Here is a 12,120-nt window from a genome sequence, read left to right on the forward strand (position 1 = left end):
AACCGAGCGGCGATGTAGCTGCATTACTTGATGCGGTAGCGCAGGCGAGTGCCGAAATTGACTGACATGAGTATCTCGTCAGCGGTCAGTTCCGGAGGGAAGTAAGTGCCCGAGATCTGCGCATGGGCGAGGCTGGCGCCCTCCAGTGAGCAATCGCGCAAGTCCAGGCCGCGCAAATCGGCGGAGCGGAAATAGGCGTCGGTAAAATCGACACCCTCGGCGCTCAGGTGGCGCAGGTCCAGCCCACGAAAGTCGCCGCCGCGCATGTCGACGGTGCCGTCCTTCGGGCGTTCCTGGTTGAAGCCGTGGATATCATCTTTATGCAGCAGCGCGTAAAGCGGGGAATCAAGAAGCTTCGGCTGGCTCACAACGGCGTCTCCTGTTGGATTTATGACGCCATTATAGTGCCACTGCTGCTCGGTCGTTAGCCGATGAGGCTCCACGACCGAGAAATTTTTCTTACAGCCCCGGCAGACGCTGACGAATATGCGCTACCAACGCGTCCAGTGTCCCGCTTTCATTGGTCTCGACCCGCTTGCTCAGCAGCACTTCCTCGGTGCTGAGCGGGTCACGGGAAGCCTGCTGCTCTTCGATGATGGTCAACGTGGCGTCGGACGGGTCGTTCTTGTCTGCCTGGCGCTTTGCCAGCCAATTGGCGATAACGGCTTGCGGTGCGTTGCAGTCGAGGATCAGGAACGGCGCACCGGTGGCCTCGGCAACTTTGGCGGCAGCATCGCGCTGATCACGCTTGAGGTAGGTGGCATCCAGCACCACCGGAAAACCGGCGCGCAGCACTGTGTTGGCGATGGTGTTGAGTTGCGCGTAGGTGGCGGCGCTGGCGTCTGCTGCGTAAATTCCGGCTTGCGGCGTATTTTCGACCTTTTGCTCGCCAAACAGGCGCTTGCGCTCTACGTCCGAGCGCAGGCGAACGGCACCCAGCGCTTCCACCAGGCGCATCGCTACATGGCTTTTTCCGGTGGCCGATACGCCGTGGGTAATCGCCAGGAAACGCGATGGGATGGTGCTGTAGCTTTCTGCCAGGTTCGCGTAGTTGCGGTACTGGCGCAGTGTGGTCGCACGCTGCACCGGGTCGGCTTCGGCCGGCATGCTGAACAGGGCAATCTTGGCTCGGACCAGGGCGCGGTAGGCTTTATAGAAGTTCAGCAGTTCCAGGCCTTGATAGTCGCCGGTCAATTCCAGGTATTGGCTGATAAAGCGCCGGGCCAGGGATTTTAGACCACGGTCTTCGAGGTCCATGGCCAGGAAGCCAGTGTCGGCATAAACGTCTGTGAAGCGAAACGGTTCATTGAATTCGATGCAATCGAAGATCACCACATGACCGTCAATCATGGTCACGTTGCCCAAGTGAATATCACCGTGGCATTCACGAATGAAGCCATCGAGCTTGCGTTGTTCGAACAGCGGCTTGAGGCGCTCGAAGCTGCTTTCGGCCCAGGCTTGAAGGGCTTCGAGTTGCAGCAGGTCGGCCTTGTCGCTCAGGAACGGGCGGATTTGTTCGAAGTTCTGCCGCACAGGCGCCATCACGTCTTGCGGGGTGCCGGCCGAATGAGCTTGTGGAACCTTGGGTGCATTCAGATGGAAGTGCGCGATTTGCTCGGCCATCTCGTCGATGTGCGCGGTGGTCAATTCGCCGTTGGCTTGCAGGGTGCTGAGCAACTGGCTTTGCGGGAACTGACGCATCTTCAGAACATATTCGATGACCGGGCCTTCACCGTTGAGTTGTGGTGCCTCAATGCTGCCGGTGATTGGCAAAACTTCAAGATACAGATCTTCCGTCAGGCGCTGGTTGAGGCGTAGTTCTTCGTTGCAGAAGTGGCCGCGAGCGTCCAACTGGGTGAAGTCGAGAAAGCCGAAATTCACCGGTTTTTTCATTTTATAGGCGTAGGGGCCGGTGAGCAGGACCCAGGAAATATGGGTTTCGATGACTTGAAACTCGTCTACCGGATGTGGAAACAGGGCCGGGTTTTGCAGGGCAGCAATCAGGGACTGGCTCACGGGCGATCCTTCAGAGTCTGGAAAAATTAATGGGGGGCATTATGGCTGCTCAAGCCGGTCGTGCAAACCGCTGCCCGGCTCATGTTGATCATCAATAAAGTGCGTATAATCCGCCGCCATGACTCGTACCCGATCTCCCCGTTCCCGTAAAAAACCTCCTTCCAGCGGCCTGCGCCCCTGGCTGGGCTGGGCCATCAAGCTCGGCCTGGTCGGTCTTGTAGTGATTGCAGGCTTCGCGGTCTACCTTGATGCCGTGGTTCAGGAGAAGTTCTCAGGCAAGCGCTGGACCATTCCAGCGAAGGTCTACGCGCGCCCGCTGGAATTGTTCACCGGCCAGAAGCTTAGCAAGGACGACTTCCTCACCGAACTCGATGCCCTGGGCTACCGGCGCGAAAGCGTGGCCAATGGCCCTGGTGCGGCGGCGGTCAGCGGCAATACTGTGGACTTGAACACCCGTGGCTTCCAATTCTATGAAGGCCTTGAAAAGGCGCAGCCGGTTCGTGTGCGTTTCTCGGGCGACTATGTCGCGCAGCTTTCGGCCCTCAGTGGCGAAAAGCTGCCGGTGGTGCGCCTGGAGCCGTTGCTGATTGGTGGGATTTACCCGAAAAACCTTGAAGATCGCATCCTCATCAAGATTGACCAGGTGCCTCCTTATCTGCTGGAAACCCTGGTCGCAGTGGAAGATCGGGACTTTTACAGTCACTGGGGTGTTTCGCCCAAGTCGATTGCACGTGCCATATGGGTCAATACCTCGGGCGGCAAGATGACCCAGGGCGGCAGCACCCTGACGCAACAATTGGTCAAGAACTTCTACCTGACCAGCGAGCGCAGCCTGAGCCGTAAGCTCACTGAAGCCATGATGGCGATGCTGCTTGAGTTGCATTACGACAAACGCGAGATTCTGGAGGCGTACCTCAATGAAGTGTTTGTCGGACAGGATGGGCAGCGTGCCGTGCATGGCTTCGGTCTGGCCAGCCAGTTCTTCTTTGGTCAACCGTTGTCCGAGCTGAAGTTGCATCAAGTTGCTTTGCTGGTGGGCATGGTCAAGGGGCCGTCCTATTACAACCCGCGCCGTAATCCTGAGCGGGCAATGGAACGGCGCAATCTGGTACTCGACGTGCTTGAGCAGCAAGGCGTCGCCACAGCTGAGCAGGTCGCCGCCGCAAAGAAAATGCCACTGGGTGTGACCACTCGCGGCAAGCTGGCGGACAGCTCGTTCCCAGGCTTCATCGATCTGGTCAAGCGCCAGTTGCGTGAAGACTATCGCGACGAAGACTTGACCGAAGAGGGTCTGCGGATCTTTACCAGTTTCGACCCTATCTTGCAGATGAAGGCCGAAGCGTCCGTCACCGACACCTTCAAGCGTCTGGCCGGGCGTAAAGGCTCCGATGAGGTGGAAGCGGCCATGGTGGTGACCAATCCGGAAACCGGTGAGGTCCAGGCCATGATCGGCAGTCGCCAGGCCAGTTTCGCGGGGTTCAACCGCGCGCTGGATGCCGTGCGACCGATTGGCTCTTTAATCAAGCCGGCGGTATACCTGACCGCGTTGGAAAAACCGAGCAAGTACACACTGACCAGTTGGCTGTCCGACGAGGCTTTTTCGGTCAAGGGCGCCGATGGTCAAGTCTGGAAGCCGCAGAATTATGATCGGCGTTCCCACGGTACGGTGTTCCTGTATCAGGGCCTGGCGCATTCCTACAACTTGTCGACTGCGCGTCTTGGCCTTGAGCTTGGTGTGCCGAACGTCCTCAAGACGCTTGCACGACTGGGTGTCAGCCGGGAGTTTCCGGCATTCCCGTCCATGTTGCTCGGTGCCGGTGGCCTGAGTCCGATGGAAGTGGCGACCATGTACCAGACCCTCGCCAACGGTGGTTTCAATACGCCAATGCGCGGGATTCGTAGCGTCTTGACCGCTGAAGGTGAACCGCTCAAACGCTATCCGTTCCAGATTCAGCAGCGCTTTGATCCTGCTTCCATCTATCTGGTCCAGAACGCCATGCAGCGGGTAATGCGTGAAGGTACAGGGCGTTCGGTGTACAGCTCGCTGCCTGCCAACCTGACCCTGGCCGGCAAGACAGGTACCAGTAACGATTCCCGGGACAGCTGGTTCGCCGGTTTCAGCCAAGACTTGCTCGCCGTGGTCTGGCTGGGCCGCGATGACAATGGCAAGACCCCGTTCACCGGTGCCACCGGTGCATTGCAGGTCTGGACCAGTTTCATGCGCAAGGCTGACCCGTTACCACTGAACATGCCGCAGCCCGACAATATCGTCCAGGCCTGGATCGATCCCCATACTGGTCAAGGCTCCGATGCCAACTGTCCGGGTGCGGTACAGATGCCGTATATTCGCGGCAGCGAACCGCCAGCCGGCGCAGCGTGCGGTGGCGGTGTTCCCGCGGACGCTGATTCGGTCATGGATTGGGTCAAGGGCTGGATGAATTAAGCAAAGAGGATTTCAAGTGAACAAGTGGTGGATTCCAGCTATTACAGCTCTGGCTTTGCTCAATGGTTGCGCCAGTGTGCAGCGCGGTTCTATTCCGGTGGTGGATTCCGGTTCAGCTGTTTCAAACAATGATCGGATCTCGGCCAATGGCGGCTTCCGTCAAACCGTGACCACGCGCCCTACACAGGCGACAACTCAAGCGGTGCCACAAGATTCTGGCGTGGTGGTGATGGTTCCAGGTGGCGGCGCGACTACATCGGCACCCATCAGTGCCGAGCCGTTTACACCAGGGCCGATCACTCCTGGGCCAGTTGACTCTGCACCGATTCAATCAGCGCCGATCAACCAGGGCACCTACAACATGCCCTCGACACCGAGCGGGATTCCGTCCGCCAATGCCGGTGGCCTGTCGGCCGACGAGCAATTGGACGGCCCGGTGCTGGCTTTGCTCACCACCGCGCAGCAACAGCAGGCCGGTGGCGACTTGAACGGCGCATCCTCCAGTCTTGAGCGCGCCCAGCGCGTGGCACCGCGCGAACCGCAAGTGCTGTATCGCCTGGCACAAGTGCGCATGGCCCAGGGCGATGCGCCGCAAGCCGAGCAGTTTGCACGCCGTGGCCTGACGTTGGCCAACGGTCGACCTGACCTGCAGGCAAGCCTGTGGGGCTTGATTGCCCAGGCTCGTGAGAAGCAGGGTGACGCTGCCGGTGCCGCTCAGGCTCGGCAAAAGGCCAAGGTCAGTCTCTGATGGATGCACGTTTTCCGGCGATTGCCGAACAGTTGTTGATGATCGAGCGTGAGTTACGATTGCAGGGCTGGTGGGACGAGGTGTCTCCGGGTGCGCAGGCCTTAAGCAGTGTTGAGCCCTTTTCGGTCGATACCCTGGATTTCCATCAGTGGCTGCAATGGATTTTCCTTGCAAGGATGAAGCAAATCCTTGAACAGGACCTGCCGCTGCCCAATGCTTCGGGAATTATGGAGATGGCTGAGATGGTCTACGCCACCCGGCCGCGAGAAAGCCTTGGCCTGCGGGCTGCGCTGAAAAAGTTCGACCAATTGATCGTCGACGCTCGTTAATTGCCTGACTGCCGGGTTTTCCGGCAGCCTTGCGCACATTTCTACCGCTTGACGACATTCAGGCGAGTTTTATCCCTTCTCAAACCCCTTTCTTCTACGTTCTCATGCGCTTAGTTGGAAAAAAGCGCAATTATTGCTTGACTTGAAGGGGCTGAAACAGAAGAATCCAAAGTCCGCTGTAGAGGGACTGCCAAAAGCAGACCCACTCAGCAGATCATGAGGCGTATATCCGCGCCGACCTGTTACACCCGCAACGCGTTACCTCGCGCTGGGTGGGAAAGTCCCGCAACACTTGGGACGATCCCAATACTTGCTCAGTCAGTGCTGACGTAGTCGGCGACCACCGTCGCTCATGCTCTGCTGAGAAGTAAACCTATTAAGACCCGTCGGTTTTTAACGGACGGTATTCTGGCGTTTTAGAGGTGAACAACGTGGAGCTTTTATCTGGCGGTGAGATGCTCGTCCGCTTTTTGCGTGACGAAGGCGTCGACTATATCTACGGGTACCCAGGTGGTGCTCTGCTGCATGTCTACGACGCACTGTTCAAGGAACCGGCTGTCACCCACATCCTGGTTCGTCACGAACAGGCCGCAACCCATATGGCTGATGGTTATGCCCGTGCCACCGGTAAAGCCGGCGTGGTACTGGTGACGTCTGGCCCTGGCGCGACCAATGCCATCACCGGCATCGCGACTGCTTATATGGACTCCATTCCGATGGTGATCATTTCCGGCCAGGTGGCGAGCACCATGGTCGGTACCGATGCATTCCAGGAAACCGACATGATCGGTATCTCCCGGCCGATCGTGAAGCACAGCTTCATGATCAAGCATGCTTCGGAAATCCCGGAAGTCATGAAAAAGGCGTTCTACCTCGCTCAATCCGGTCGCCCGGGCCCCGTGGTGGTTGATATCCCGAAAGACATGACCAACCCGGCGGAAAAATTCGAATACATCTTCCCGAAAAAGGCCAAGCTGCGTTCCTACAGCCCAGCCGTTCGTGGGCACTCGGGGCAAATTCGCAAGGCGGCAGAAATGCTCCTGGCGGCCAAGCGTCCGGTGCTTTACGCGGGTGGAGGGGTGATCCTGGGAGGCGGTTCCGCACCGCTGACTGAACTGGCGAAGATGCTCAACCTGCCGGTGACCAATACACTGATGGGCTTGGGCTCATACCCTGGTTCGGATCGGCAGTTCGTCGGCATGCTCGGCATGCACGGCAGCTACACCGCCAACCTGACCATGCACCATGCCGACGTGATCCTTGCGGTTGGTGCACGGTTCGATGACAGGGTAATCAATGGTGCGAGCAAGTTCTGCCCGAATGCCAAGATCATCCACATCGACATCGACCCGGCGTCTATCTCCAAGACCATCAAGGCTGATGTGCCTATCGTTGGTCCTGTGGAAAGCGTGCTGACCGAAATGGTCGCGGCACTCAAGGACATCGGCGAAACGCCGAACAAGGATTCCGTCGCCAGTTGGTGGAAACAGATCGACGAGTGGCGCGGTGACCGCGGCCTGTTCCCTTACGACAAGGGCGACGGCAGCATCATCAAGCCTCAGACCGTGATCGAAACCCTGTGCGAAGTGACCAAGGGCGATGCCTATGTCACCTCCGACGTAGGTCAGCACCAGATGTTCGCGGCGCAGTACTACCGGTTCGACAAGCCTAACCGCTGGATCAACTCTGGTGGCCTGGGCACGATGGGCTTTGGTTTCCCTGCTGCCATGGGTGTGAAGCTGAGCTTCCCTGATGCCGACGTCGCTTGCGTCACCGGCGAGGGCAGCATCCAGATGAACATCCAGGAGCTGTCCACATGCCTGCAATATGGCCTGCCGGTGAAGATCATTTGCTTGAACAACGGCGTGCTGGGCATGGTTCGCCAGTGGCAGGACATGAGCTACGGCAGCCGACACTCCCACTCCTACATGGAGTCTCTGCCTGACTTCGTCAAACTGGTTGAAGCCTATGGCCATGTTGGCATGCGCATCACCGATTTGAAGGATTTGAAGCCGAAGATGGAAGAGGCGTTCGCCCTGAAGGATCGCCTGGTGTTCATCGATATTCAGGTCGACACCAGTGAGCACGTCTACCCGATGCAGATCAAAGACGGCTCTATGCGCGACATGTGGCTGAACAAAACGGAGCGTACCTAATCATGCGGCATATTATCTCCCTGCTTCTGGAGAACGAACCGGGCGCTCTGTCTCGTGTGGTCGGCCTGTTTTCACAACGCAACTACAACATCGAAAGCCTGACTGTGGCGCCGACCGAAGACCCAACCCTGTCGCGCCTGACGTTGACTACTGTTGGCCATGATGAGGTGATCGAGCAGATCACCAAGAACCTCAACAAACTGATCGAAGTGGTCAAGCTGGTCGACTTGTCGGAAAGTGCCCACATCGAGCGCGAGCTGATGCTGGTTAAGGTTAAGGCTACGGGCGCTCAACGTGCCGAGATCAAGCGCACTACCGACATCTATCGCGGGCAGATCGTCGATGTGAGCGCCAGCGTTTATACCGTTCAATTGACCGGTACAAGCGACAAGCTGGACAGCTTCATCCAGTCGATCGGGACGGCCTCGATTCTGGAAACTGTACGCAGTGGCGTCACCGGGATCGCCCGTGGCGACAAAGTACTCAGCATCTAACCAAAATTAGCGAATGGCCTTAACGGCCTGGATATATAGAGGAACCTCATGAAAGTTTATTACGATAAAGATTGTGACCTGTCGATCATCCAGGGCAAAAAAGTCGCCATCATCGGCTACGGCTCCCAGGGTCACGCTCAAGCCTGCAACCTGAAAGACTCCGGCGTCGATGTGACTGTTGGTCTGCGCAAAGGCTCGGCCACTGTGGCCAAGGCCGAAGCTCACGGCCTGAAAGTTACCGACGTGGCTTCTGCTGTTGCTGCTGCCGACGTGGTCATGATCCTGACCCCGGATGAGTTCCAGTCCTCGCTGTACAAGACCGAAGTTGAGCCGAACATCAAGAAGGGCGCCACCCTGGCCTTCTCCCACGGCTTCGCGATCCACTACAACCAGGTTGTGCCACGCGCCGACCTCGACGTGATCATGATCGCGCCGAAAGCGCCGGGCCACACCGTGCGTACCGAGTTCGTCAAGGGCGGCGGTATTCCTGACCTGATCGCGATTTACCAGGACGCCTCGGGCAATGCCAAGAACGTTGCACTGTCTTACGCTGCTGGCGTCGGTGGCGGTCGTACCGGCATCATCGAAACCACCTTCAAGGACGAGACTGAAACCGACCTGTTCGGCGAACAAGCCGTTCTGTGCGGCGGTACCGTTGAGCTGGTTAAAGCCGGTTTCGAAACTTTGGTTGAAGCTGGTTACGCGCCAGAAATGGCCTATTTTGAATGCCTGCACGAACTGAAGCTGATCGTTGACCTCATGTACGAAGGCGGTATCGCCAACATGAACTACTCGATCTCCAACAACGCTGAATACGGCGAGTACGTGACTGGCCCGGAAGTGATCAACGCTGAATCCCGTCAGGCTATGCGCAACGCCCTGAAACGTATTCAGGACGGCGAATACGCCAAAATGTTCATCAGCGAAGGCGCAACCGGCTACCCTTCGATGACCGCCAAGCGCCGTAACAACGCCGCTCACGGTATCGAAATCATCGGCGAGCAACTGCGCTCCATGATGCCGTGGATCGGTGCCAACAAGATCGTCGACAAAGCCAAGAACTAAGTCGTACGTATCAAGGAAAAACGCGGCCTAGGCCGCGTTTTTTCGTTTGGGGGCAGGTTCTGGTATAAAGCTGCATCGTTTGCGGGTGAACACTCGCCGCAAGTTTCTGTCGAAATTTTTCAAACCGTTGCAAGGTAAAGTCCATGAGCGAACGTCTCGAAGAGCCAAACCAGGCTTCTGACGCCGAAAGCCTGCTACCGATCGATGAGCATGTCGAAGAAGGGCATGACGCTGAAGGCCGTAAAGTCCGGCACCGTGGTATCTATCTTCTGCCTAATCTGTTCACTACTGCGAACCTGTTCGCTGGCTTCTATTCCATTATCAATTCCATGAGTGCCCAGAGCGCTCTTGCGGCCGGTGATACGGTCAGTGCCAGCAAGTACTTTGGCTTTGCTGCGATAGCGATCTTCGTGGCCATGGTCCTCGATGGTCTGGATGGTCGTGTGGCGCGGATGACCAACACCCAGAGTGCATTCGGTGCCGAGTATGACTCGCTTTCCGACATGGTCGCCTTTGGTGTTGCGCCGGCGTTGCTGGCGTTTGCCTGGGCCCTGGGTGATATGGGTAAGGTTGGTTGGATGGTGGCGTTCATTTATGTTGCGGGCGCGGCGTTACGTCTGGCGCGTTTCAATACCCAGGTGGGCACGGCCGACAAGCGTTACTTCATCGGCCTGGCCAGTCCGGCTGCAGCGGGTGTGGTTGCCGGTATCGTCTGGGCATTCAGTGACTATGGCATCCAGGGGTCGAAGATGTCGTTCCTGGTCGCGTTGATGGTGGCTGCTGCCGGTATGCTGATGGTCAGTAATATCAAGTACAACAGCTTCAAGGAACTCGATCTCAAGGGGCGCGTGCCCTTCGTGGCGATCCTTGCGGTGGTGTTGGTATTCGCGGTGGTCTTCAGTGATCCGCCGCGGATACTGTTGCTGGTGTTCCTTGCCTATGCTGCTTCCGGCCCGGTGCAGTATTTGCTCGATCTTCGTAGGCGTAAAACGTTGCCTTAATGTAATTTCCCCCATACTCCGCAGTCTATTGGTGCATCAGTCCTCCAAAGCTGCGGAGTTGCCATGTTAATCAAGTTGCCCCAACCGTCCGATTGCCAAGAGTCGGAAGTCACTCCCGAATCCCTCTATTTCTCTCGCCGCAGCTTGCTCGGTGGTGCGCTTGCTGGCATGGCTACCAGTAGCCTGCCGCGCTGGGCCAGTGCTGATGACGCTGCCCGTTATGCGGGCGTCGAGCCAGGCAAGGCGCCAGGCTGGTTTGCCGACAAACTGCCAAGTACCAAGTGGCAGGCGGTTACCGTCAAGGACGAGACGATCACGCCATTCAAGGACGCGACGCACTACAACAACTTCTATGAGTTCGGTACTGACAAGGGCGATCCGGCAACCAATGCGGGGTCCCTCAAGACCGAGCCGTGGAGTGTGGTTATCGATGGTGAAGTCGCAAAGCCTGGGCGCTATGCCCTGGAAGACTTCATGAAGCCCTATCAGTTGGAGGAGCGTATCTATCGTCTGCGCTGTGTTGAGGCGTGGTCGATGGTGATTCCATGGATTGGCTTTCCGATTTCTGCGTTGCTCAAGCAGGTCGAGCCTACTTCCAAGGCCAAGTACATCCGTTTTGAAACCCTGCAGGACCCCAAGAGTATGCCGGGGCAGCGCTCCAATTTTGCTCTGATTGACTGGCCTTATGTAGAAGGGTTGCGTCTTGATGAGGCGATGAATCCTTTGGCAATCCTGGCGGTGGGTATGTACGGCCGTGAGTTGCCTAATCAGAACGGCGCACCCTTGCGTCTGGTAGTGCCGTGGAAGTACGGCTTCAAGAGCGTCAAATCCATTGTGCGAATCAGTCTGGTCAGTGAGCAGCCGAAAACCACGTGGCAAAGCATCGCTGCAGATGAGTATGGTTTTTACGCGAACGTGAACCCTACCGTCGATCATCCGCGCTGGACCCAGGCGCGGGAGCGACGTTTGCCGAGCGGCCTGTTCAGTCCCAATGTGCGCGAGACGCAAATGTTCAATGGCTACGCCGATGAAGTCGCCTCTTTATATACGGGTCTCGATTTGCGGAAGAACTATTGATGCGATACCCGATCTGGCGCCTCGGCGTCTTTATAGCTGTGGCCGTATGGCCGTTGCTCTGGTTGTATGAGGCTTGGAGCTTCGCCCTTGGGCCTGATCCAGGGAAAGTGCTGGTGGACAGGCTGGGGCTTGGTACTTTGGTGCTGTTGCTGATAACCCTGAGCATGACGCCACTGCACAAACTCAGCGGTTGGGCGGGGTGGATCGGTGTGCGCCGGCAGTTAGGGTTGTGGTGCTTTGCCTATGTTGTTTTGCATCTGGCTGCCTACAGCGTCTTTATCCTGGGGCTTGACTGGTCACAACTGGGTGTAGAGCTGCGCAAGCGGCCCTATATTATTGTGGGTGCCTTGGGCTTCCTTTGTCTCTTGGTGCTGGCGGTAACGTCAAACCGCTATAGCCAGCGTCGGTTGGGTGCGCGCTGGAAGAAGCTGCATCGTTTGGTTTACGTGATTCTCGGGCTTGGTCTGCTGCATATGTTGTGGATCGTTCGTGCTGACCTGAAGGAGTGGGCTATCTATGCATCTATAGGTGCACTGCTCCTGGTGCTGCGGGTACCGCCGGTAATGCGCCGGATTCCACGGCTTATAGCGAAAAAAGCACCTTCTGCAACAAAAGCGTAATTAACCCTTGACGGCAGATTCTGGAAGTCTATAATTCGCCCCACTTCCGGCGCAGTCGAAACGAAAAACTCATTGGTAAACAAAGAGTTATGTAGGTTTCGATAGCGAGTTGCTTCAGTTCACCGAAGCCCAGAAGGAGTTGATAAGGTCGTGTTGTTTGACCCTATTAAC

11 protein-coding genes are annotated in these 12,120 nt (G+C 57.2%); 9 read left to right on the plus strand and 2 right to left on the minus strand.

Features of this window, described 5'->3' with window-relative positions:
• Nucleotides 1-23: 23 nt before the first annotated feature.
• Entirely contained in the window at nucleotides 24-368 is a 345-nt protein-coding gene (locus ACZRJ6_RS22720) for a pentapeptide repeat-containing protein (protein ID WP_463970192.1), read from the minus strand.
• A gap of 91 nt (nucleotides 369-459) precedes the next feature.
• On the minus strand, nucleotides 460-2,016 hold the full coding sequence (locus ACZRJ6_RS22725; RefSeq protein WP_463970193.1) for a bifunctional aminoglycoside phosphotransferase/ATP-binding protein: 1,557 nt from the start codon (nucleotides 2,014-2,016) through the stop codon (nucleotides 460-462).
• A 118-nt stretch (nucleotides 2,017-2,134) separates the two neighbouring features.
• On the opposite strand from ACZRJ6_RS22725, the gene mrcB reads away from it, so the two are divergent.
• The 9 genes from mrcB (at nucleotide 2,135) to msrQ (ending at nucleotide 11,949) form a co-directional block, all read left to right on the plus strand.
• Nucleotides 2,135-4,459 (plus strand): penicillin-binding protein 1B, encoded by a 2,325-nt coding sequence (gene mrcB, locus ACZRJ6_RS22730; RefSeq protein WP_463970194.1) that lies wholly within the window; start codon nucleotides 2,135-2,137, stop codon nucleotides 4,457-4,459.
• 16 nt (nucleotides 4,460-4,475) lie between these two features.
• Entirely contained in the window at nucleotides 4,476-5,207 is a 732-nt protein-coding gene (locus ACZRJ6_RS22735; RefSeq protein WP_149413199.1) for a tetratricopeptide repeat protein, read from the plus strand.
• Entirely contained in the window at nucleotides 5,207-5,536 is a 330-nt protein-coding gene (locus tag ACZRJ6_RS22740) for a YqcC family protein (protein ID WP_463970195.1), read from the plus strand. The genes ACZRJ6_RS22735 and ACZRJ6_RS22740 overlap by 1 nt, the downstream gene beginning before the upstream one ends.
• Before the next feature lie 431 nt (nucleotides 5,537-5,967).
• Nucleotides 5,968-7,692, plus strand: a complete 1,725-nt coding sequence (locus ACZRJ6_RS22745; protein ID WP_463970196.1) for an acetolactate synthase 3 large subunit — start codon at nucleotides 5,968-5,970, stop codon at nucleotides 7,690-7,692.
• A 2-nt stretch (nucleotides 7,693-7,694) separates the two neighbouring features.
• Complete coding sequence (gene ilvN, locus ACZRJ6_RS22750) at nucleotides 7,695-8,186, plus strand: acetolactate synthase small subunit (RefSeq protein WP_003176102.1); 492 nt, start codon at nucleotides 7,695-7,697, stop codon at nucleotides 8,184-8,186.
• 48 nt (nucleotides 8,187-8,234) lie between these two features.
• Entirely contained in the window at nucleotides 8,235-9,251 is a 1,017-nt protein-coding gene (gene ilvC, locus ACZRJ6_RS22755; RefSeq protein ID WP_463970197.1) for a ketol-acid reductoisomerase, read from the plus strand.
• 143 nt (nucleotides 9,252-9,394) lie between these two features.
• Nucleotides 9,395-10,252, plus strand: a complete 858-nt coding sequence (gene pssA, locus ACZRJ6_RS22760) for a CDP-diacylglycerol--serine O-phosphatidyltransferase (RefSeq protein WP_463970198.1) — start codon at nucleotides 9,395-9,397, stop codon at nucleotides 10,250-10,252.
• Nucleotides 10,253-10,315: 63 nt separating this feature from the next.
• A complete protein-coding gene (gene msrP / locus ACZRJ6_RS22765) occupies nucleotides 10,316-11,329 on the plus strand; it encodes a protein-methionine-sulfoxide reductase catalytic subunit MsrP (RefSeq protein WP_463970199.1) in 1,014 nt (337 codons plus the stop codon).
• Nucleotides 11,329-11,949: a protein-methionine-sulfoxide reductase heme-binding subunit MsrQ gene (msrQ, locus tag ACZRJ6_RS22770; protein WP_463970200.1), complete on the plus strand. Its 621-nt coding sequence runs from the start codon at nucleotides 11,329-11,331 to the stop codon at nucleotides 11,947-11,949. Before msrP ends, msrQ begins: the two co-directional genes overlap by 1 nt.
• The last annotated feature ends 171 nt before the right edge of the window (nucleotides 11,950-12,120 follow it).

It is taken from the genome of Pseudomonas sp. C321 (assembly GCF_055407105.1).